Genomic DNA, 24,129 nt, shown 5'->3' with positions numbered 1-24,129 from the left:
GACAAACTACAAAAATTTATCTTTCCCAGAAAAAAGGAGGTTCAATTCCTAAAGCTCTTAGGTACACATATCCTTGTCCACGGTGATGTACTTCATTATCAATAAAATATAAGATATTCTGAATAACCGGAAATTCATATTGACCAAAAAGATTAAAGGTTTCATTAAAGTCTTCAATCGATAATTTTTCCCAATATTGATTAATTTCGGCAGTTGCTTCATCCCATTTTGCAAGATATTGCGCTTTAAAGATTAACTTTTCACCTTCTTCAGCAAATGGTTTGGTTTCTTTAGTCACAATTCCTCTAAGGCCCGGAACTGCAATCGCTAAAAGTTCATCAGTTAATTTAGAGAAAGGTCTCATTCCTGCAATCGAAAATTCAAAAAAGTCTTTTTCAGGAAACGCTTCGATTACACGGCGTGTTAGTGCGCGGTGTCCTTGCCAATGTTTCAACAAATCTTCTGGAGTAATTACTTGGGCTGCTAATGTTTTCATGATTTTAAAGTTTTAATTTGTTTAATACTTCAAAATTATTGAGGGTCGGTGACAACAGTTTGTCAGCAGGAAAAAAAAATAAATATTTTTTTTTCCTGCTGACAAACGTAGAGACGCGCAGCAGTGCATCTCGCACAACGTAACCCCATTTTTTATTTTAGAGATATGCTGGAACGTTAGACGCACTGCTGTGCGTCTCTACGATATACATTGTGGATATATCTCTGTCTTAATTTAGATATTCGTTTAGCATTTTATTTATTCTTCAACCATTCAAACAAACGATTAGCATCTTCGTATTTAAATAATTGAGTTCCTTCATTCATTGTTGCAGCAGATCCGCAGGCAACTCCCCAACGAATAACTTCTTTGAGGCTTTTATTTTGCGACAATGCCCAAACCATTCCGCCTACCATACTGTCTCCGGCTCCTACGGTACTTTTTTTGGCAACATTAGGCGCAGGAACATATTCGTAATCATCTTTGGTCACCAAAACTGCACCTTGCGGTCCAAGTGAAACTACTACAATTTCGGCACCGCCATTTGCTATAATTTTTTTAGCAGCTTCATTTACTTCTTCCATTTCCAATCGTTCAACTCCTACTAGTTTTGCCAATTCACCCACATTTGGTTTTATAAGATAAGCACCTGTTTCTAAAACTTTCTTTAAAGCTTCTCCGGAAGTATCAACAATTAATTTTGAGTTTGAGGTTTTGGCAATTTCTGCTACTTTTTGATAAAAATTATCATCTAAGCCTTCGTTTAAACTTCCGCTGGCGACTAAAAATTTTGGTTTTAATTTCGAAATCGTTTCTAATACTTGTTTACTTTCATCTTCAGATAATGATCCGCCTGAAAATCCAAAACGATATTGTGAATTGGTGTGATCATCAACAGCAATAAAATTTTCTCTGGTTGGTGTTTTGGTTTCAATTACTTCAGATTCTATTTTTTCTTGTTTTATCAAATCTTTCAACATTTCACCAATGGGTACACCCGAAGCAAAAACGGCTAATGAACTTCCGCGTAAGCGAGCAATAGCTTTAGAAACGTTTATTCCGCCACCGCCTGCATCAAATTGCGGGTCTTTGCATCTTATTTTTTGTTCTGCAATTAAACCTGAAAAGTGGGTGCTTTTATCTACAGAAGGATTTACGGTTAAGGTAACTATATCAAATGGTTTCATTTTTTTGCTTTTTATTTCTATTAAAGATCCGAAAAAAAATATCAATTTTAAAATTATGATCATTTTCCAGCGCAAGTTAAACCTGTCGGGTTTAACACAAATGCTAAAGAAAGAAACCTGTACTATTCTTTCTTTACATATAAATAAGGTGTTCAGAGATAACATCCCATTGAATTCGATAAAACCTTTGTACCTTTGCGCCTTAGAAACTTTGGAACTTAAAAAGAAATGATCGAAGATAAAAATCCGCAACGTACCAGTATAGCGCAATTAGGTGAATTTGGCTTAATTGAACATTTAACCCAAAATTTTGATGTTACTCAGGAATCTACTTTAAAAAGTATAGGCGATGATGCCGCAGTTCTTGATTTTAAGGATAAAAAAGTAGTCGTTTCAACCGATTTACTAATTGAAGGCGTGCATTTTGATTTGGCTTATATGCCATTAAAACATTTAGGTTATAAAGCTGTTGTCGTAAATGTATCTGACATTTGCGCAATGAATGCCAAACCAACGCAAATAACGGTTTCTGTGGCTGTTTCTAATCGTTTTCCTCTGGAAGCATTAGATGAGTTATTTGAAGGCATTACATTGGCTTCAAAAGAATACAAAGTAGATGTTATTGGCGGGGATACAACCTCATCTCAAAAAGGATTAATTATTAGCATTACTGCTATTGGTGAAGCTGATGAAAATGAAATCGTATACAGAAACGGAGCGAAACAAACTGATTTATTAGTTGTTACCGGAGATCTTGGTGCTGCTTATATGGGATTACAGGTTTTAGAACGTGAAAAACAGGTTTTTCAGGTTAATCCAAATAGTCAGCCGGATTTAGATCTTTATACGTATTTAATTGAAAGACAATTAAAACCTGAAGCACGAAAAGATGTTCGTACTTTATTGCATGCTTTGGAAATAAAACCAACGTCGATGATTGATATTTCAGACGGACTTTCTTCTGAGATTATTCATTTATGCAAGCAATCAAAAGTGGGTTGTAATTTATATGAAGATAAACTTCCGTTAGATCCGCAATTTATTTCGACTTGTGAAGAGTTTAATATTGATAGCACAACGGTTGCTATTAATGGCGGAGAAGATTATGAATTGTTGTTTACGATTGATATTAACGATTTCGACAAAATAAAAGGAAACCCAAACTTTTCTATTATTGGCCACATGGCCGAAGAAAACGAAGGAATTCATTTGGTAACTCGTGCCAATACAAAAATTCCTTTAAAAGCTCGCGGCTGGGATGCTTTGAGTGAATAAATTATTTTTTTGCCACGAATTTCACGAATTTACACAAATTATTTTTATTAATAAATTTGCGCTAATTCGTGAAATTCGTGGCTTTTTCTTTAAAACAAGCCTTTGCTTTTGGCTTCTTTCACCAATTCTTCATCAGAACCTGATTTTATTTTGAGCAACTCTTTTAGGTTGCTTCTTCTTTTTTCTATGGCGTTTAAGGATATCGGAATATATTGAGGCATTTCGTTTATGGGTGTTCCTTTTGATAAATGAAATAAAATTTGTTTGTCGAATTCATCAATTTCTATCGAATTATGAGGCGACTGATTCAGCATCTTTTGAACCGATTGACTGTAATATTTATCGTTTTTCATTACTTTATCAAAAGCAACCAGTAATTCATCAAAAGTTAAATCATTTTTAATAATTAAACCATTCGGATTTATTGTTCTGATGATTGTTTTGATTTTTAATAGTTCTGTATACATCGTTAACAAAATAACGCTGCAATTGGGCGTTTTTTTCAAAATTAACTTCGCCAGATCTTCTCCTGAAAAAATCTCTTTTTCTTCGTAAGGCGGCATACTTATATCTAAAAAAGCAACATCAAAATCTGGTGTTGCTTCATCTTCGAGTAAATCATAAGCTGATCTGCAATCGTGCGCCTGTGCAATTACAAAATCATATTTTTTAGGGTTGTAGCGTGTTATGGCATTTTTGTATCCTTCGATAATGAAAGGATGATCGTCAACTATCAAAATGTTGCTTTTGATTAATTGAGAAACTGGGGCGTTTTGTTCAATTGTCATTATGTTGCAGGTTAATTTTTTGATCTATAGGTACTTTTACGATTAATAAAGTTCCTTCTCCTCTACCGGATTTTATGGTTACAGAACCTTTACATTCTGCGGCTCTGTATTCGATATTATGAAGCCCAATTCCGTTTTTATTTTTGGTATTAAAACCAATTCCGTCATCAAAAATGGATAAAACTAAATAGTTTATCTCGCTTTTAAATTCTACTGTAATAGTATCTGCATCTGCATATTTATTACAATTCTGAAGTGCCTCCTGAACAATTCTGTATAAATTAATTTTAACGGCATTGCTTACTAAATCCCATTTTATATGAGAATCGAATGTGGTTATTAATTTAGAATCGTAAATGTTTTGTTGATTTTCAAACAATTTGTTTAAAATCGCAATAAAATTATTAATTAATTCTGACTTTTCCCGATTTAGATCATGCGAAATTTCACGAATATCTTCTTCGATGTGTTTTAGTTCTGTTAGATATTTTTTTCTCTTCGCTGCAGCTTCAACTTCGTCTATTTTATCCAGACTATCCAGGCTTATCCGTACTCCAAACATTCTGCCTAAAACTCCGTCGTGCAATTCCTGGGCAACTTTTTTCTTTTCTTTAATTCGTGTTGCTTCAATTTCATTTTGCTGAGAAATCATCAAATTATAAATATCTTCATTGGCGATTTGTTGTTGTTGTTTAAAAAGCAATTCCCGGTTTCTGGCTTGCTGTGTTTTGTAAACATAAAAAAACAAACCTACCAAAGTACAAATACTAAAAACATAAACTAAGGTTTTATTTTTTTCCTGTAAGTTCGAATTCTGATCTTTTATTTCGTTGGTTTCATATTCTATACGGGAGAATTTTTCGCCCATATTTCGTTCTGCTTTAAGCATTTTATCATTAAGACGGATATATTCTCTTGTGTAGCCAGAAGCATTTTTAGGATCAACAATCGCAATTTGTTTTAGAGCTTCTAATATATTTCTTATTTTATCTGAATTTTTGGACAAGGACAGTGCTTGCTTTGAATATTGAATTGCTTTGAAGGTATCTTTCTTAAAAGCATAATATTCAGACAAATGTATTTTATTTAAAACAACTCCTGATTTCAGGCCTAGACTATCTCTTATTTTTAAAGCCTCAAAAAATTGTTTTGGCAGACCGTCAGCTTCTTTTAATTTAAATTTAGAATATGCTAAATTATCTAACACAATGGCGTATAGTGTAGTATTTTGTTCATATAAATTTTTTTGATCTAAACTTTTTTGAAAAAACGATTTAGCTTTTCTGTAGTTCTGCATTCTTAAATAAACAAATCCTATATTGTTTAGTGATGTGGCTTTTAATTGATAATCTTCCGGGATAGATTTATCTTCAAGAGTATTTAGTGCTGTTTGGTGTAACTCGAGAGCCTTATCAAATTCTTCTTGTTCATTGTATAATATCCCTAATAAATTATAACAATCGTAGAGTACATCATTGACATTATTTTCTTTTTTTAAAATACGAAGTGCTTTAAAAACACTGATTTCACTTTCAAAATAATCTCCTCCATTGTACTGAAGATTAGCTTTATCTAAAAAGGTTTTAGCTAAATTATTCCTATCATTTATTTTTAGATAAAATTTTTCAGCTTTAAAATAATTCAAAAAAGCACTGTCAGATATTGATTGAGATCTGTAATAGTCTCCTAAATAACTATATGCTTTAGCCATGTGGATAGAATCTCTCGAGTTCTTTGATCTTTCTAAAATTAATCTTGTAGTTTTTAGATAAGAAGCCCAGTCATTCATATTATAATAGCGATTGGCAACTTTGAAAAGATTAACCTTATTAAGCGAATCGTCTTTCTGTTCTATAATTGTAGCTAATGCTTTTTCATTATATTGTTGTCTATATTTAAAAGGCAAATTTATATCACTTGCTAATGACAAATAAGTAGTTAGACTGTCATTTGACAAACTTACATTTTTATCTTTCTGTACTTTTTTGGTACAACCAGAAAAAACAACACATAAAAAGAATAATATTAAGTAGTTATTTTTCAACAGCTTTCTTTGAGTTTCATCAAAAATACTAAAACTATAGACGCAAAAAAAGGCTGCCAAAAAATTGACAGCCTTTTCTTAAATATTTATCTTTTTATTAGTCTAATTTCACCGTCATTCGTAATGATTGACGATCAGCATTTAGGTTACTAGATTGATTATAATTTATATCTGCTTGCGTTTCTGTTCCTACATAATCATGCTTTTGTCTACCATCTCTGGCACCAACTCCATCAATTGGTGAAATAATACTTAATTCCTCATTACCAATATTATTTAAAGTTTCAGGAGTAGTGAATGAAGTTGTTACCATTACTAGAGAAAATAATCCGATTGTTAAAGTTGCTTTTTTCATGTTTGAGATGTTTTAAGTTTTTGATTTTTATTTGGGGCGTTATGACTTAGCTTTGATGCAAAATCATATGACAAAGCTAGCCTTGTAATCCAAAAAAAGAACACGAAAAAATTAGTTTGTGGTAGAACATGCCCAATTGGTAGTCAATGGCCATCAAATTAGCGTAAATACTTAGTTTTTAGAGTTCTAAGTAATTTCCTGCAGAAAAATCAGAAATAATGGAGTCTACATTTGATTTGTAGGTTTTAGAAAAAGGTATTTTCTTTGAAGAGTTTTTGATGTAACAAACTGAATGTCCGTTATGAATTCTCGAAATAAAATTTTTATTGATGATATAACTATTATGAATTCTTACAAACGGATGCATTAAAACAAATTCAAAGTGTTTTAATGTTTTGAAAGCGGTTATCATTTCACCGGAACTCAAATAAATATCTGTCGAATTATTATCTGCCTGAAAATAACAAATATCAGCCGCATTTATATAACGATAGTCTCCATAAGATTTAATGCATAAAATAAGTGGTTTATCGACAATTTGTGCAGTTTCTAAGGGCGGAATTACCAATGAACTAATCTCATTTTTTAATTCTGTCATTGTGTATTTATCCAGCCTCAACATTACCTTTAAAAGATCAATTTGAAGAATGGGTTTTAAAACGAAATCAAAAACACCGTACTGAATTGCATCAAAAGCTAAATCTTTTTTAGATGTGGTAATTATGATTTTAGGTATAACCAATAAATACCGATATAATTCGCTGATAAAAGAAAGTGATAAATTACTGGATAAATTTTCCGGAGCAATTTCCAGAAAAATAATCGCTGGTTTATGTTCAAAAACTAAATTCAATCCTTCTTCGTAATTCATGGCCGATGCAATAAAAGTCAATTCTGAAAAACCATCTGCAATTGTTTTGGTTCTCAAAATGCTTTCGCTGTCGTCGTCAATAATAATATACGAATACTTTTTCAATATTAAATCTGTTAGTTTTTCATGAATCTCATCGAACTATTTCTTTGGTGTTGTTGATACTTTCAAAATAATGTGTTTTTGATATTGTGAATGCAACTAAAATTACGCATTTCAATTCATTTAAAAAATTCATTGTTAAGACGTTATGAACAAATATTTGCACATTATCAGAAGCGGTGATTTTACCGGTAAATCGTATACGATTATAACGAAAAAATCCCAAACTCCGGATTGGAATTTGGGATTTTTTATATTGATATTTCAGAAAATTACATTTTCATCAACCAGTTTTTCATTGAAACTTCGTTTTCGATAATTGCTCTTAATTCAGAGATTTTTACACGATCTTGTTTCATTGTATCTCTATGACGAATGGTTACGGTTTCGTCATCAATTGTTTGATGATCTACTGTAACGCAAAACGGAGTTCCAAGTGCATCTTGTCTTCTGTAACGACGACCTACTGCATCTTTTTCATCATAAGCCACATTGAAATCCCATTTTAAATCTTCGATGATTTTTTTAGAAATATCTGGCAATCCATCTTTCTTAACTAATGGCAAAATAGCCACTTTTGTTGGTGCTAAAACCGCTGGTAATTTTAAAACTGTTCTTGTTGAACCGTCTTCTAAAACTTCTTCTTTTAATGAAGTTGCAAAAACTGCCAGGAACATACGATCTAAACCAACTGAAGTTTCTACTACGTATGGCACGTAGTTTTCGTTCAGTTCAGGATCAAAATATTGTAGTTTTCTACCAGAATATTGTTCGTGTGCTTTTAAATCAAAATCAGTACGAGAGTGAATTCCTTCTAACTCTTTGAAACCAAAAGGGAAATTAAATTCGATATCAGCCGCAGCATTTGCATAATGCGCTAATTTTTCGTGATCGTGAAAACGGTAATTCTCTTTTCCTAATCCTAAAGATAAATGCCAGTTTAAACGTGCTTCTTTCCAGTGGTGGTACCATTGCATTTCTTCTCCCGGACGTACAAAAAATTGCATTTCCATTTGTTCAAATTCACGCATACGGAAAATAAATTGTCTTGCAACAATTTCATTTCTAAATGCTTTTCCGGTTTGAGCAATTCCAAAAGGAACTTTCATACGACCCGATTTCTGAACATTTAAAAAGTTCACAAAAATACCTTGCGCCGTTTCCGGACGCAAATATAAATCCATTGCAGAATCTGCAGAAGCTCCAAGTTTAGTTCCGAACATTAAGTTGAATTGCTTTACGTCTGTCCAGTTTCTAGAACCAGTTTCAGGATCAGCAATTTCAAGCTCTTCAATTAATGCTTTTACATCCTGAAGATCATCAGTCATACCTTTTGCAAGTCTTGCTAAAATTTCTTTATACTTTGAAAGATATTCTACAACACGTGCATTCGTGGTAACAAATTCTTCTTCATTAAAAGCATCACCAAAACGGGCTTTTGCTTTTTCGATTTCTTTTTGAGCTTTTTGATTGATCTTTTCAGCATATTCCTCTACTAAAACGTCTGCTCTATATCTTTTTTTCGAATCTTTATTGTCTATTAACGGATCATTGAAAGCATCAACGTGGCCTGAAGCTTTCCAAGTCGTTGGATGCATCAATATTGCAGCATCAAGGCCGACAATATTTTCATTCATCTGAACCATTGATTTCCACCAATATTCACGGATATTCTTTTTTAATTCGACACCATTTTGTGCATAATCATATACTGCACTTAATCCGTCGTAAACTTCGCTTGACGGAAAAATAAATCCGTACTCTTTTGCGTGCGAAACCACATTCTTAAATAAATCTTCTTGTTTTGCCATAGTGATGCAAAAATATAAAAAGTACGTTTAAAAAAAAGAAAAATTATAAAGATTGCAGGATTGATTTCGTTATTTTTGTAACTAAATTCTCTCTATTTGTGTTTAATTATATTATTGACCTGTTTTTCCCTAAAGTTTGTGCCGGTTGCCGAACTATTTTAATGAGTAATGAAACTATTTTGTGTACCAATTGTCGTCACGAAATGCCTCTTACCCAATATCATTTAGACACTAAAAATGAAGCTGTCAAAAAGTTTTATGGTAAAATTGAGATCGAATATGTGTCGGCATTTTTATATTTTAATAAAAAAGGAATCGTACAGGAACTCATTCACAATCTAAAATACAAAGGTCTGGAAGAAGTTGGAACCGTTTTAGGAAACTGGTATGTAGAAGATCTAAAAGAGTTAAAATTAGAAACTCCTTTTGATATTATAATCCCTGTTCCGCTTCATAAAAGAAAATTTAAAGAACGAGGTTATAATCAGGTTACTACTTTTGGAAAAGCTTTGGCAGAAGGGCTCAATATTACTTATGATGCTTCTATTTTATATCGAAAGAAATATTCTAAAACGCAATCAAAAAAGAATCTTTTGGGAAGATCCGAGAACATCGAAAATATATTTGATGTAATTTCAACAGAAGAAAATCAAAACAAACATTTTTTAATTGTTGATGATGTACTTACCACAGGCGCAACGCTCGAGGCTTGTTCACGTGCATTGTTAAAAATTCCCGGAACTAAGATTAGCATTGTTTGTATGGCAATGGCGAACTCGTAAATTGAAATTCCAAATTCCAACTGATTAAGTTTGGAATTTGGAATTTTTAATTATTGATATTTAATACAATATTATCTTCTTAACGGTTCTTTTGCTTCCGTCGATAACGGTTACAAAATAAATTCCCTTAGACAGATCTTCTAATTTAATTGTCTGACTAAAATTGGTAGCACTTGCAAAGGTGTTTGTATAAACTCTTTTACCTAAACTATCATGTATAAAAACTTCAACTCCTGTTTTTGACTCACTTGTAAATTCTATTGTAATATTCCCTTTCGTTGGATTTGGGTGCAATACAAACTCAAGATTTTCTACATCGGGAACTCCTAACGTAAATGATTGATTACAAATATTTATTGAGGCTGAATTTACGGTTCCAAAACTTCCGCTAACTGCATCACGAACTTTTAAAGTCCAATTTCCTTCCGGATTTTCACCATTAAAAGCACTTAAGAAATCTGTTGGAATTACGATTTGAGATGTTGTTTTAGAACAATCTAAATCGACACCAGAATCATCAAATTGAAGATTTAATGTACCATTTGTACTTCCGCATCCTTTATTAAACAAACGTACAACGGTTCCCTGAGGGCTTACGATTTGAATTTCAAGATCAGAAAATCTTGCATGTGTTACATTAATACTAACATTTACATCAGATACTGTTCCTGTTGATGCTGGTACGCTTACTGTTTTTGAGGTATAAGTTGTTGTTGAGAAAGGAATACTAAAAGAATTTCCAAAACTATAATCATTACAAACGGTTGATGGTGTATATCCAATTGCAAATGGCTTACTATTTAAAGCGTAATAAATATTTGCTACAGGTTCAATCAGGATTCTGCAATTTGTAGCCGAAACTACGCTTGTTGGAATCGTAACGGTTTCAGAACCATCATTTGGAGTATTCGCTGCTAAAATTATTGGAAAGGTTAAACCTCCATCTGTCGATAATTTGATATTTACAGCTGTAGAACCTTGCAATGTATTGGTATTATTTACGCTCCAGGTTACAGCATAATTTGATCCTTGCAACAAACCTAAATCAGTTGTGTTTTGAGAAGTAACGGCAAACGGTCCGGCTAACGAAGCAACGGTTATAACGGCTTCGTCACTATTTGTTTGTCCTTTTCCTAAAGCGGCATTATCTCTTCCGGTTAAAACAAAATGCAACGTTCTTGCAACAGATGAAACAGATTCCAAGGTTGTGGTTAATCTATTTTGAAGAACTGAATTATAACTTGGCATATATCTAACGGGAGAACTTGTAGGGGCAAGAGATCGAAACAAAGGCCCGTCTGGTTTTGTTGGATAAGCCAAACTGTTTGCTCCTGAAGTTGATGTTGCACTATCGTTTTGTTCCCACGTATAGGTAATTGTATCGCTTTCAGGATCAGAACCTGTTCCGGTTAAAATAAAAGCAGTACTATTTGGTATTGTATAATCTGGTCCGGCAAGAATTGCCGGAGGATTATTATCGGTTAAAGCCGTACTAACCGGACAACTTTTTGTGGCAAGATTGTTTTGAATTTGTAAAATACTGGCATAAGCAAAATAATCATCAGAGTTGTTTTGAACATCATAATCTGTTATTCCTGCATATCCCATTATAGTCGATCCGCTTCCAGGTTCAACATTTACTCCTGTTCTTTCTCCTCCATCAAAAGAAAAAGTATGATTAGCTCCTAATTGGTGTCCTAATTCGTGAACTACAAAATCAATATCGAATGTGTCCCCTTCCGGTCTTCCGTTTGACGGAGAAGTGTAAGCACTTCCTTTTCCTATAACATCAGATGGCGTTGGGCTGTTACAAACACAACCTATGCAAGCTGCATTTCCTCCTCCGCCCGAGGCGCCAAATAAATGGCCAATATCATAATTCGCTTCTCCAATTACACTTGTTAACGTACTTTGAACTTCTTTACTCCAAAAATCATTTCCATCTGTATCTGTAGTAGTTCCTTTACTCGCATTAGAATAAGGATCTGTTGTTGAATTGGTATATATTACGGCATCAGTATTTGCAATTAAAATTAATTGTACTGCTACATCTTTATTCAAAACTCCGTTTACTCTTGTCATTGTTGCATTCATTCCTGCTAATGCACCAGCTTTTGTGCCGCCAAAATAAGTTGCATATTCACCGGTACATGACAAAGCCAATCGTAAGGTTTTGAAAATTTTATTATTAGCTGAAGTCTTTCCTGTTTTATTGGTTAAACTTTTATTTGCGGCTTCATCTTTTAAATTACAAACTAATTTAGAAGTTGAGTTAAGACTACTTTTAGAGGTAAACAAAACATATTCCGTTTTATCATCCGGGTTTTGCTCTATAAATTCTGAAGGTTTATCAGCACGAAGTACCATTGTCTGAGTTCCAATTGGCGAAACGCTAAAATGTATTTTTGCCGATTTATCATCTAAACCTTTTCCTTCATAAGATCTGATTTCCGGATATTTTGCCTGCAATTCAGGTTCAAAGTTTGAAGATTCCCAAACTGAAAATCTTTCTAAAACGCCATTTGAATTTGGAATTGTAATTTCGGTACTGCTACTTTGTGAGGTTTTACTCGTAGTCGATGCAAGTTTCGCTTTCAAAAAATCAGCGTTTAACTTATAGTATAATTTATCCGAATTGGATGAATTTACACTTTTATTTAAAAATGAGCCGGAACTTTTTTGCCATAAATCGTCATTTTGAGCATGAACTTCGACACAACAAAAAATAAATAATAAAAATAGTAGCTGTTTACTCATACTCAAAGGCTTTAGAAAAATCAAAATTAAGAGAATTAAATCAAAATCTTACATATATACGACAATTAATGGTTTTTTATCGACGAGTGAGGCATTTATGTCAAAAAGTAACCTTATCTCTTTAAAAAATCAATTCACGTTAGCATAAAATTTAAAATAGATAGTATAAATTTGCACCATCCTAAACAATTTGCTTTGAAGCTCTTTCATTCTATAAACGATTTTCGATCAACCAAGAAAACTATTTTAACACTTGGCACCTTTGATGGTGTGCATATTGGTCATAAAAAAATTCTGGAACGAATTACTCAAAATACTGAGAACGGAAAATATGAGAGTTTAGTACTTACTTTTTTTCCTCATCCAAGAATGGTTTTGCAGGAAAAATCAGAAATTAAACTTTTGAATACTATTTCTGAAAAATCAAAACTTTTAGAAGAAACCGGAATAGAAAATCTTGTTATTCATCCTTTTAATGAAAGTTTTTCGAGACTAACTGCCGAAGAATTTGTACATTCTATTTTGGTTGATCAATTTCATATTCAAAAAATAATTATTGGTCACGATCATCGTTTTGGAAGAAACAGAACGGCGAACATTGATGATTTAATCGCGTTTGGAGCTGAATACGGTTTCGAAGTTGAGCAAATTTCGGCACAGGAAATTCAGGATGTTTCAGTAAGTTCAACTAAAATCAGAAAAGCTCTCGATGAAGGAAATATCGCTTTGGCTAATGATTATCTGGGTTATGCTTATTTTTTAAGTGGTGAAGTTGTGAAGGGAAAACAATTAGGAAGAACGATTGGTTTTCCAACGGCCAACATTAATATTGAGGAAGATTATAAAAAAATTCCAAAAAATGGCGTTTACATTGTTAAAACCATTATCAATGAAAAAGAAGTTTTCGGAATGATGAATATTGGTTTTAATCCAACCGTAAACGGAGAAAAACAAACTATCGAAGTGCATCTTTTTGATTTTGATGCAGATATTTATGGTCAAAAAATTGAAATTTCTTTGTTAGAATACATTCGTGAAGAACAAAAATTTGGTTCTGTAGATTTGTTGAAAGAACAATTAAATCGCGATAGAAATACTGCTCTTGAGTTTGTAAGTCAACTTTAAAACTTTCAAAAATTACTTTTCGTTATTTTTAAATCATCGTACTTATTTTTTTAGTAAATTTGATATACAACACTGTTTGTCAATTACATACTATTAACTTCTTTAAAAATAAGCATTATGAAATTACCTAAAGAAATTACCAACGGTTTTTTGATATTCCTCGGAATTGGCATTTATTTTTTATTGATGAATCTTTTAGGACTCGCTGATTTGTTTTATTTGCGTACGCTGAATGTCTTTTTTATATTTTATGGCGTAAACAGAACGATGCAAATGAACCTGCATGAAGGCGAAACCAATTTTGTATCTAATGCAGTTTCTGCAATGACAACTTCTGTTGTTGGGGTATCAATGAGTGTTTTCGGATTATTAGTTTATAGTTATGCCCGAGGCGGAGATGCCTATGTAAAAACATTATCTGAAGCATTTATGTTTGGCGGAAATCCATCTGTACCAACTTATTGTATTTGTTTATTATTTGAAGGACTTGCATCTTCGGTAATTGTTACTTTAATGATGATGTTGTACTGGAATAATAAATATGCTGCCGATTAATATTTCAAAATAAATCAACAATTTAAACACTCTAAAATCATATAATTATAAAATTTAATGATTTTAGAGTGTTTCTTTTTTGAAAATAACTGTCAATTGTTCATTTACAGATTTCAGCATTGGTTGATTAGAACAATTTCGTTACTTTTGAAGCTTCAAAAACAATGTACCTAATGAGCATTACAAAACACAACTGGACAAAAGACGAAATAATCGCCATATATAACAAACCTATGATGGACCTTCTTTATGAAGCGGCCTCAATTCATAGACAAAAACACGATCCGAACGTAGTTCAGGTATCGACTTTATTATCTATCAAAACCGGAGGCTGTCCTGAAGATTGTGGTTACTGTCCGCAAGCTGCCCGATATAATACGGGTGTTGAAGGAAACGACTTAATGAGCGTTAGTCAGGTAAAAGCACAAGCTTTGCGTGCTAAATCCAGCGGATCATCTCGTGTTTGCATGGGAGCTGCCTGGAGAAACGTAAAAGATGGTGAAGAGTTTGATCAGGTTTTAGAAATGGTGCGCACCATTAATAAACTTGACATGGAGGTTTGCTGTACTTTGGGTATGATTACTGAAAATCAGGCACAACGTTTAGCTGAAGCGGGTTTATACGCTTACAATCACAATTTAGATACTTCTGAGGAATATTATAAAGATGTAATTTCAACTCGTGGTTTCGAAGACCGTTTACAAACAATCGAAAATGTTCGTAAAACGAATGTTACGGTTTGTAGTGGAGGAATTATTGGAATGGGAGAAAGTATCGAAGACAGAGCGGGAATGCTTGTTGCTCTTTCTACTTTAAACCCTCAACCGGAATCAGTGCCAATTAATGCTTTAGTTGCTGTTGAAGGAACTCCGATGGAAGAAGAAAAACCAGTTGAAATCTGGGAAATGATTCGTATGGTAGCAACTACAAGAATTGTTATGCCGGACACGCAAGTACGTTTATCTGCAGGAAGAACTAATATGAGCCGCGAAGGACAGGCAATGTGCTTTTTCGCAGGTGCAAACTCTATTTTTGCAGGAGACAAATTGCTTACTACACCAAATCCTGATGTTCATGAAGATATGAAAATGTTTGATCTTTTAGGATTAATTCCTCAAAAGCCATTCGTTAAAGTTTCTCAACCACAAACGGTAGAAGCAGCTGATTCTCAATTTGCACCATTAGGCGAAAAACCAAAATGGTCAAGACCAGGACATACGATTGAAAGAAATCTTGAAGCTTCGATCAAGTCAAAAAATTAATTAAAAGAGTTAAAACATCTCCATAAATATTTTTAAATTGCTTATAACTAGAGTTATAAGCAATTTTTTTATTTATAGAAATGAAATTAAACGAAATAAAAAGGGTAAAAAAAATCAGCAAATCAGATTTTATTTTCCAATACGTAAAAAACCAAATTCCCGTTGTTATCGAGGAGCTAACCGAAGACTGGCCGGCTTATCATAAATGGAAATTATCCTATATGAAAGACATTGCCGGCAATGTTATTGTTCCTTTGTATGACGACAGACATGTGAATCATGAAGATGGCTTTAATGAAGCGCATACGAAGATGAAAATGAGCGATTATATCAATCTTTTAGAATCTGAACCTACAAACTATCGCATTTTCCTTTATAATTTAATGAAACAGGTGCCTGTATTAAGAAATGACTTTTTATGGCCTGATATTGGTTTGAAATTAGTAAAACAACTTCCAATGTTATTTTTTGGAGGAGAGAATTCGAAAGTTTTTATGCATTTTGATATTGACTATTCGAATATTTTACATTTTCATTTTCATGGAGAAAAACAATGTATGATTTTTGCGCCTGATCAATCCAAGTATATGTACAAAATTCCTCATGCCTTAATTTCAAGAGAAGATATCGATTTTGATAATCCCGATTACGAAAAATGGCCGGCACTTAAAAATGCTGAAGGTTATATCACTAAATTAAAACATGGTGAAGCTTTATATATGCCCGAAGGTTATTGGCATTATATGAAGTATTTAACTCCCGGATTTTCTATGAGCCTGCGTGCTTTTCCAAGAAATATAAGCAATATATCAAAAGCTGCCTACAATGTATTTATCATGAGACATTTTGATGTTTTAATGCGAAAATTTAAAGGTCAAAAGTGGATTGATTATAAAAATGAAAAAGCGATTCAGAACACAAATGAACATTTAGCAAAGTCTGCCTGATACTATAAAAAAAGCCGTTGTAAACCTTTAAGTTTTACAACGGCTTTTTTATTGAACCACTATTATAAAACCATCTTTGTAGTCGTTATATTTCCGTTATCCAAAATTGTTTTAACTAACAAAACCTGATTTGAGGATTGTAAATTGGATATCTGCAATTCTGTACTATCTATTTTCTTTTTATTATAAAGCAATTTTCCTGTAATATCAAAAATAGAAACTTCGGTAATATTTTCTTTGCTTGATTTTACTTTGATAATCTTCTCTTTTGCAGAAACCAAAATGGTCTGTTCTACATTTTCAATAGCAGCTGTTCCTAAAATTTTATTGGTATAACGCAATACAAAACGAGTATCAAATGTACCGATGGAAGTTTTAAAGGTATAATTGCCAGCTGTTAAATTATGAATGACATTGGTTGTTTTATCTTCTAAATAAATAGTTTGATTGGTTAAATTACCGTCTACTTCATCAATAGAAATTGTAAAATCGCCCGCAATTGTGGTACGGTATCCTAAAGTAACTTCATCTGTATCTGTAAAAGGCAAAGCACGTGCCTGAATGACATAGTTATTACCGTTTGCAATACTATAAAAATCTACATAAGGATTAGAATCAAAACTTAGTCCATCATATCTGGGTTCATATCCATTGGTAGCACCTTCAATATAACCCACTAACATTTGTTTGAAAGCTCCTTCGGCATTGGTCATATTCAACCAAACACGATTTCTTTCGATTGTGGCCTGTTTCGAATTGGCTGTAGATTTATAAAACTGAGTGTTATTAACTCCGCCCAATCGCATCAAATTATTAAAACTTACAGTTCCATTAGTTGTGGCCTTAGCAAAAAAGGATTGTCCTGCGCCTATTTTACCTGTTGGTTTTATATTGTTGTTTCCGGTTGTGCTTCCACTAACAGCGCCAACACCTCCAGTTATATTATAACTCGCATAATCATTTGCATTATAACGATATGCACCAGAAAGAACTACTGGTGTATTGTGAGTCCAGAAGTACAATGTTCCGTCTAAAAATGGATTGTTGTTTAAAAATGTATCTGCATCTAACGCAGATGGATAAGGATTTCCAATTAGATAATATTTTCCGGCAGTTAATGTTTCACCAGATAAAGTACCATTGTTAGGCACACCAATAAATGTAGCGGTATAATCAACCTTTGTAGTGTTTGAGTAGCCGTTGGGACCACGAATAATATAACCTTTTCCAACAACCATATTGTTCTTCGGAAAAGTCGATACCCAAGTATCTCCATTATAACCAAAGAATCTGTCATAAGAAGTTAATGGAGAAACATCTAAAAGGCGTTGTGGTGTTACCGGTGTTGACCAATATATATAATCTGCCTGACGAATTTGTGGGCTTGTTCGTTTGTAAATAATGTTTCCTGTATTAAATACATTATTACGCTGTATTAAGCTTGCATTATTTTCGAATATTAATTTCGCTCCTGTTCCGGATTCTACTCGAAGTTCATTGTCAATAAATAAGGTATGAGTAGCGTTTATTGTTACTTCTTTTCCTGCTTTAATTTTACAAGAGCAGCCGTTTAAATCTCCTGTTGATTGATAATTTTCTGCAAATTCAATAATATCTGAGGCTATTGGTGCAGTTCCTTTTGACCACGTTGTGCCATTCCATATATTTACATCCGGCGCTTTTATCACAATACTTACTGTTGGTAATGAAGGGCAGTTTACACCATCTTGAAATGTAAAAGTATATGTTCCCGGAGCTAAATTAAGAATTGTATAATTAGAGCCTGAAGCTGAATAGGTTTGACTTGATGAACCACTTTGATTAATTTGTCCATTTGTTACAGACATTAAACCGTTAAGCACTACACTTCCTGTTGGAGTAACACAAGTTGGTTGCGTAATAGTACCAACATTGGGTGAAGCTAATAGCGTTTTAACCGTAACGGCAGTCGCCGTAGATGCAAGACTTTGACATCCTGATGCATTGGTTACCTGAACTGAATAATTGCCTGATGTTGTTACTACTATGCTTTTTGTAGTTGCTCCGTTTGACCATAAATAACTTGTTCCGGTAACAGACGTTAGTGTAACATTTCCTCCCTCACAAAATGTTGTAGTTCCGCTTGCAGATATTGTTGGAACCGCAGGTTTGGCATTAACCGTTGCAAAAATAGTTTTAGAACTTGTATAAACAGATCCTCCGTAGGTTGTGGTATAGATAAGATTGGCTTCATAAGATCCTGATACAGCATTTACAAAAGATACTACTGATTGTTTATCAGGATAGTTTACGAATGATGCAGCTCCGGGAACTTTTATAGACCAATGCCAATTCAATGATGTTCCGTCTGCACCGTCTTTTGCTGCCGTAAAATTAAGAGTATTGGTTTCACAAAGCGGTGCATTACTTGCAGGCTTTGATTGTAAAGTTCCTCCCAAATTATTAAGCTGAGTAAACGTATATTCCGCATTACCGCTACCTACACACACGGCAAACTTTACTGTACCAATATATAAAGCAACCTGATTTGAGCATCCTCCTCCTGTGTCATCAATTTTTCCTGGTGGATTTATATCTACGACTGTCCCGGCTGGAAAACGAATAGAACTCTGATTTGTATTAAAATCCAATAACCCATTAATAGTCACAACTAGAATGTTTCCTGCAGAAGTTGATACTACTGAATCTCCTGAAACCAATAATGTTCCGTTTATCGTTAAAGATTTTACCGAAATATTTGTGGTAAGTGTAATGGTAGATCCGGCAGCAATAATAACATCATCATTTATTGTAGGCACTATCCCGCCAATCCATGATGTTGTAGAAGTCCAATTTCCCGTTCCTGTACTTGTTATGGTAGCTCCATTTGAAAATCCAAAACAAAATAACATAGCAAAAATAAAAAGTAATTTTCGGCTCATTTTATGTGGTATTTAAATTTAACAATAGATTTTTTAGCAAATTATTTTCAAAAAAAAGCTTATAAAATTTTGCTTTTTTTAGTCCATCCCAGAGGAATTTTTTATGCTGTTTTTATAACCCATTTTTTCCTCAAAAACGCCATAAACAATTTACAACTTTCCATTAACTAAATGTAAATCAATGCCTTATATTTCAACCAAATAAGCGTGGTTTTTCTATTTTAAGTTATTTCTTATGAATCCTTTTTTTTTAAGTAATTCATCATATAAAAAATGTAAATCACCTGATTAAACAAATATGCATTTTTCATTTTTTATTAAAATTTATAATAATTTGAAAAAAAATTATGTTAAAAATAAATTTAACATGAAAAAAAGCGTCTGAAAAAGAATATTGAGCCGAAATTTTATTTCAAAAATTAGTCGTTTTCCAAACCGGAAATAGCATCAAAAAGAAGGCGAAAAAAATTATTAAATTGAAATTTTGCGTGTTGCATGATGTCCGTTTTCCAATGATATTTTTACTAATAAAATTTGATTTTTAAATGAAGGATTTTCAATACGAAATTTGGAGTTTTCTATGTTAGTTTTTCTATAAATCTGTTTGCCTGAAATGTCAAAAATTGTAATATTCTTAATTTCATTTTTAGCTGCATCTATAAATATTTTATTATTGTTTACAAAAACCAATATTTGATTTGCTTCTATCTTTTCATCATCTGTTTTTAAATTTTTACTAATAAAATTCAGTTCAAACCGATCATTAAAAGTTCCCTTTTTTGTAGAAAACAAATAAGGAGATTCTTTTAGATTGTGTTTAATTTTCAAGTTCTTATCTTCAACAAAAACATCCAAAGTGCTAAACAATCCATCATCATGATCAATACTAAGATTAAATTCGCCATCAATACTACTTGAATACCCTAACAAAATAGAATCTGTATTTTCAAAAGGCAAACCTCTCCCCTGAATTACTAATTTTTTATTTTCAACTATACTATAAAAATCTACAAATTGATTTGCATTTAAGGATTCTGCATCATAGCTATCATCATACAAATTGGTTGCACCGTTTATATATCCTAATAAAATCTGCTTAAATATTCCTTCGTTATTTTTAAGATTTAACCAGATTCTATGTTTTTCAGGAAAATTTTCTTTTGTTTTAAGTGGTTTAAAAAAAGTAGTATTTTTTCCTGAAATACGCATCGTATCATCAAAATCAATAATTTGTGATCTTTTGCTATTCACAAAAAAAGCCTGTCCGGATGCAATCGTTCCATCAGGAATATTTTCGTTTATTCCCGAAGATAATGCTCCGTGAGTTCCAACTCCTCCTAATAAATTATAAACTGCATAATCATCTGATCCGTATTTATTATTAGTAAATGGTGTATTGTGTGTCCAGAAATAAAGGGTTCCTTGGATATTTGATGTGTTTTTGGTTAAAAAAATATCTGCATTCAAAGCTGACGGATAGGGATTTCCAACCAAATTAAATCCGTCTGCTTTCTGAAAACTTAAACTAACTTTTCCATTAAATGGAATTCCTTTAAATATAACTTCAAATTTTTCGGGTTCTGATGGTGAAAAATATTGAGGTCCCCGAATAATATAACCTCTGCCGGAAACCATTTTGTCTGATGGGTTTTCTTGTTTCCAACTATCTGAATCGATACTGTAGGAGAAAAATTTATCTAATGATGTATAGGGTGAAATGCCAATCAATTTTTGATTTTCTACAGGCGATGACCAATATGTATAATCGAATTTTAATATTGGAGATGACTTTCTTTTTACATGAATGATTCCGGTATTTACTGTTTCATCATCACTTTGATATAAGCTTGCAGTATCTTCTAAAATCAAAGTTCCTAGACCTGAGTAATCAAATTCAATTCCTAAAGTATTTCCATTTAAGACAGTAACCGTTTTACCTTCATCAATAGAACAATTACAAACATTTGCGGATGTTAAAGCTGAATAATTGTCTTTAAAAAAAACTTGCTTTCCACCTGACGGAAAACCATTAGACCAGGTAATGCCATTCCAGGTTGTTGAATCTAAACAAAGTTTTAAACGCGCAATTCTATGTTTTGAAATTCCTGAAATTGAATTAAAATCGCCTGCAATAATCAATCTGTAATCTGATGTAAAGCCCATTGAAAAAAGCTTATTATTTAAACGTGCTTCAAAACCAAGATCATAATCACCGGTTTTCAATAACCGAATTAGTCGCAAAGATGCATGGTTTTTATAGGTTCCGGAAAAAGTTCCGCCAACCAAAATACGATCATCCGGTTGTATTATAATACTACGAACATCTCCTTTGCTAAAACCTGTTCCGGAATCAAAAGATGTATCTAGACTTCCGTTACTATTTAATCTGAGAATTCGTTTTTGAGATGATCCGTTGTAGTTTAAAAATGCTCCTCCAACAATGATTTTTCCATCTGATTGCAATGCGATTGCATACACGTTTTTATCAAAACCAGATCCGACATTAAAACCTGAATCGATGCTTCCATCAGAATTTAACCGAATTAATTTTGCAAATGAATGTCCATCAAAATTATTAAATTGTCCTCCTAAAAGAATTTTTCCATCAGGTTGAATCAAAACGGTTTCAATAATGCCATCAGCACTTCGACCAATATTAAAACTGGTATCCCGCGTTCCGTCGGGCAATAATCTTACGATACGCATTAGAGATGAATCTTTATTATAACTGGTAAAACTACCTGCTACAATTATTTTCTGATCTGGCTGGATCGCCATTGTGTATACATAAGAAGTAAATCCAAAACCAATATTAAATGTAGTATCAACTGATCCGTCCGGTAAAATCCTAATGAGACGATTAGAATTTATTCCGTTGTAATTTGTAAAGTTTCCGCCAAAAATGATTTTCCCATCAGCTTGCAATACCGCTGTTTTTATGTAATTATTAGCTCCAGTTTGTTCCGAATTAAAACTTGTATCTAATGATCCATCTTCTGAAAGTCTGGCAATTTTTGAAGCAAATTCACCATTAAACTTTTTAAAGTTCCCAAAGACCATTGTCTTTTTATTTTCTAATGGAAGAACTTTATAAACCGAATTATCAAAACCAATTCCAGCCGATAAATATGCTGTATCATATTCTCCTTCTGCATCAATTTTTGCCAGTCTCCCTTGATTTAATCCATCAAAAATAGAAAATGAGCCTCCAATATACCAAGATCCTTCTGAATCATTTTCTAAAGCCAAAACGGGAGCCGATCCCGGTCCGGAACCAAAATCAACATTTGTTTTTATAATTCCATCGCGATTTAAAAGAAATACTCTATTAATATCGGTTCCATTATAATTACCGGTAAAGGAACCTCCAACCATAATATCACCTGAAGAACTTAGTTTAATCGTTTGAACGGCGCCTGAATTAATTCCTGAGCCGGATAAAAAACTATTGTCTTTACTTTCGTCCTCATTAATTCGAATAATTCTATTGGCAACCATTCCATTATACGTTGTAAATTTTCCGCCAAGAATAATTTTGCCATCTGGTTGCATAACCATTGCGCTTACATCATCGTCGAACCCTGTTCCGATATTAAAACTGGTATCAACTTTTCCGTCAGGGTATAATCGAACTAGTCTATTACTTGCAGTTCCATTAAATGAAGTAAAATTACCGGACAATAAAATTTTTCCGTCTGCCAGGATAACAATATTTGTAATATTTAAAGTTGAACCTGTGCCTGTATTAAAAGAAGGATCTAAAGCACCGTTTGGTAAAATACGGGCAATTCTATTTACTGTAATACCATTGTATTTTGTAAAACTGCCAACTATTATAATTTTGCCATCAACTTGTTCTTCTATAGCGTAAATAATTCCGGTTGTAGCTGCGGTAGAAGTATTAAATGAAGGATCATTCGAACCATCTGTATTTAATCTAATAAGTCTTCCTGCATTAATTCCATTATAAGAGGTAAAACTTCCTCCAACAATAATTTTCCCATCTGATTGTATGTGCGAAGAATAAACTTTGCCATTAAATCCAGTTCCGGTATCGAAAGTTGAATCAATATTTCCATCCGGATTTAAACGGGTTAGATATGGAGAAGAAATTCCGTTAAGATTTAAATAATCACCGCCAACAATAAGATTTTGATCTGCTTGTAAAGATAAAGTTCGAACTGTATTATCGAAACCGTCTCCGTTTAGTCCGTCGTCAAGTGTGTTAAAAGTAACATCAACTTTGCCTTGTTGTGCAGAAAGTTTTAAAGTTGTAATGCTTAGAAATAGAACCAGTGAAAAGAGTATTTTTTTTATCAAAATAAATCAGCTTTATATCAATTTTTAATTTGTAAGAATTTGGTTAAAATTATGATTCGCTTTGAATTCATGCAATACCCACTTTCCGTGATATTTCAATAAAATGTAAACCAATTAAAAAAAGATAAAAGCAAAAAAAAGACGCACTATTGTGCGTCTTTTTAAAAACTAACTTATTTAAGTTTAGTTAAATATAATTTTTTTAGTTGTTGTAAAGTTGTTCTCAAGGGTAACTTTTACCAGCAATACCTGATTGGATGATTGTAGGTTCTGGATTTGCAATTCCGTGTTGGCTACTTTCTTTTTGTTGTAAAGCAGTTTGCCTGACACGTCATAAACAGTTACTTCCTTAATATTTTCTTTTGAAGACAATACTTTGATGGTTTTCTCCTTAACCGTAACCAATAATCCGTTTTCGATATTCTCGAAATCACCTGTTCCAAGTGTTTTGTTAGTGTAACGCAATACCAGACGATCGGCGAAAGTTCCCACAGCGGTCGTGAATTTATAATCACTTTGGGTTAAATCATG

General features: G+C 32.9%; 17 protein-coding genes. 6 read left to right on the top strand and 11 right to left on the bottom strand.

What is annotated here, in order from left to right; translation table 11 throughout:
• Positions 1–16 precede the first annotated feature (16 nt).
• A complete protein-coding gene (locus GKZ86_RS14840; RefSeq protein ID WP_154783865.1) occupies positions 17–496 on the bottom strand; it encodes a DinB family protein in 480 nt (159 codons plus the stop codon).
• 254 nt (positions 497–750) lie between these two features.
• Positions 751–1,683, bottom strand: a complete 933-nt coding sequence (locus GKZ86_RS14835; RefSeq protein ID WP_154783864.1) for a 1-phosphofructokinase family hexose kinase — start codon at positions 1,681–1,683, stop codon at positions 751–753.
• Between the two features lie 228 nt (positions 1,684–1,911).
• Here GKZ86_RS14835 and thiL point away from each other — a divergent pair, with 228 nt between their 5' ends.
• The gene (thiL, locus tag GKZ86_RS14830; RefSeq protein ID WP_154783863.1) at positions 1,912–2,958 is read left to right on the top strand and encodes a thiamine-phosphate kinase; all 1,047 of its coding nucleotides are present in this window, start codon (positions 1,912–1,914) and stop codon (positions 2,956–2,958) included.
• Positions 2,959–3,047: 89 nt separating this feature from the next.
• Here the strand turns inward: thiL and GKZ86_RS14825 are convergent, their stop codons facing one another.
• From GKZ86_RS14825 to GKZ86_RS14805, 5 genes are all read right to left on the bottom strand, one after another.
• Positions 3,048–3,746, bottom strand: a complete 699-nt coding sequence (locus GKZ86_RS14825) for a response regulator transcription factor (RefSeq protein WP_154783862.1) — start codon at positions 3,744–3,746, stop codon at positions 3,048–3,050.
• Positions 3,736–5,790: a tetratricopeptide repeat-containing sensor histidine kinase gene (locus GKZ86_RS14820; protein WP_154783861.1), complete on the bottom strand. Its 2,055-nt coding sequence runs from the start codon at positions 5,788–5,790 to the stop codon at positions 3,736–3,738. The genes GKZ86_RS14825 and GKZ86_RS14820 overlap by 11 nt, the downstream gene beginning before the upstream one ends.
• 97 nt (positions 5,791–5,887) lie before the next feature.
• Positions 5,888–6,145, bottom strand: a complete 258-nt coding sequence (locus tag GKZ86_RS25245) for a hypothetical protein (RefSeq protein ID WP_194632517.1) — start codon at positions 6,143–6,145, stop codon at positions 5,888–5,890.
• Positions 6,146–6,323: 178 nt separating this feature from the next.
• On the bottom strand, positions 6,324–7,121 hold the full coding sequence (locus GKZ86_RS14810) for a LytTR family DNA-binding domain-containing protein (protein ID WP_154783860.1): 798 nt from the start codon (positions 7,119–7,121) through the stop codon (positions 6,324–6,326).
• A gap of 269 nt (positions 7,122–7,390) precedes the next feature.
• Positions 7,391–8,929 carry a glycine--tRNA ligase gene (locus tag GKZ86_RS14805; protein WP_154783859.1) on the bottom strand — a complete coding sequence of 513 codons (1,539 nt, stop codon included), beginning with the start codon at positions 8,927–8,929 and terminating at the stop codon, positions 7,391–7,393.
• A gap of 161 nt (positions 8,930–9,090) precedes the next feature.
• On the opposite strand from GKZ86_RS14805, the gene GKZ86_RS14800 reads away from it, so the two are divergent.
• A complete protein-coding gene (locus GKZ86_RS14800; RefSeq protein ID WP_154784109.1) occupies positions 9,091–9,711 on the top strand; it encodes a ComF family protein in 621 nt (206 codons plus the stop codon).
• Positions 9,712–9,771: 60 nt separating this feature from the next.
• On the opposite strand, the gene GKZ86_RS14795 is transcribed toward GKZ86_RS14800, so the two are convergent.
• On the bottom strand, positions 9,772–12,468 hold the full coding sequence (locus GKZ86_RS14795; protein ID WP_154783858.1) for a reprolysin-like metallopeptidase: 2,697 nt from the start codon (positions 12,466–12,468) through the stop codon (positions 9,772–9,774).
• 195 nt (positions 12,469–12,663) lie between these two features.
• On the opposite strand from GKZ86_RS14795, the gene GKZ86_RS14790 reads away from it, so the two are divergent.
• From GKZ86_RS14790 to GKZ86_RS14775, 4 genes are all read left to right on the top strand, one after another.
• Positions 12,664–13,593 (top strand): bifunctional riboflavin kinase/FAD synthetase, encoded by a 930-nt coding sequence (locus GKZ86_RS14790; RefSeq protein ID WP_154783857.1) that lies wholly within the window; start codon positions 12,664–12,666, stop codon positions 13,591–13,593.
• 117 nt (positions 13,594–13,710) lie between these two features.
• Complete coding sequence (locus GKZ86_RS14785; RefSeq protein WP_073397377.1) at positions 13,711–14,148, top strand: hypothetical protein; 438 nt, start codon at positions 13,711–13,713, stop codon at positions 14,146–14,148.
• Between the two features lie 173 nt (positions 14,149–14,321).
• Positions 14,322–15,410 (top strand): biotin synthase BioB, encoded by a 1,089-nt coding sequence (bioB, locus tag GKZ86_RS14780; RefSeq protein WP_133506400.1) that lies wholly within the window; start codon positions 14,322–14,324, stop codon positions 15,408–15,410.
• A gap of 80 nt (positions 15,411–15,490) precedes the next feature.
• Complete coding sequence (locus tag GKZ86_RS14775; RefSeq protein WP_154783856.1) at positions 15,491–16,357, top strand: cupin-like domain-containing protein; 867 nt, start codon at positions 15,491–15,493, stop codon at positions 16,355–16,357.
• A gap of 62 nt (positions 16,358–16,419) precedes the next feature.
• On the opposite strand, the gene GKZ86_RS14770 is transcribed toward GKZ86_RS14775, so the two are convergent.
• The 3 genes from GKZ86_RS14770 to GKZ86_RS14760 all read right to left on the bottom strand — a co-directional run.
• Positions 16,420–19,278, bottom strand: coding sequence for a T9SS sorting signal type C domain-containing protein (locus GKZ86_RS14770; RefSeq protein ID WP_154783855.1), 2,859 nt, complete (start codon positions 19,276–19,278; stop codon positions 16,420–16,422).
• Between the two features lie 471 nt (positions 19,279–19,749).
• On the bottom strand, positions 19,750–23,598 hold the full coding sequence (locus tag GKZ86_RS14765) for a T9SS sorting signal type C domain-containing protein (RefSeq protein WP_154783854.1): 3,849 nt from the start codon (positions 23,596–23,598) through the stop codon (positions 19,750–19,752).
• Positions 23,599–23,781: 183 nt separating this feature from the next.
• A partial coding sequence (locus tag GKZ86_RS14760; protein WP_154783853.1) for a T9SS sorting signal type C domain-containing protein occupies positions 23,782–24,129 on the bottom strand: 348 nt, incomplete at its 5' end.

The organism is Flavobacterium sp. LC2016-13, assembly GCF_009707955.1.
Taxonomy (GTDB): domain Bacteria; phylum Bacteroidota; class Bacteroidia; order Flavobacteriales; family Flavobacteriaceae; genus Flavobacterium.
Note: the sequence above shows the minus strand (reverse complement) of the source record. Positions and strands in the feature narration are given on the sequence as shown.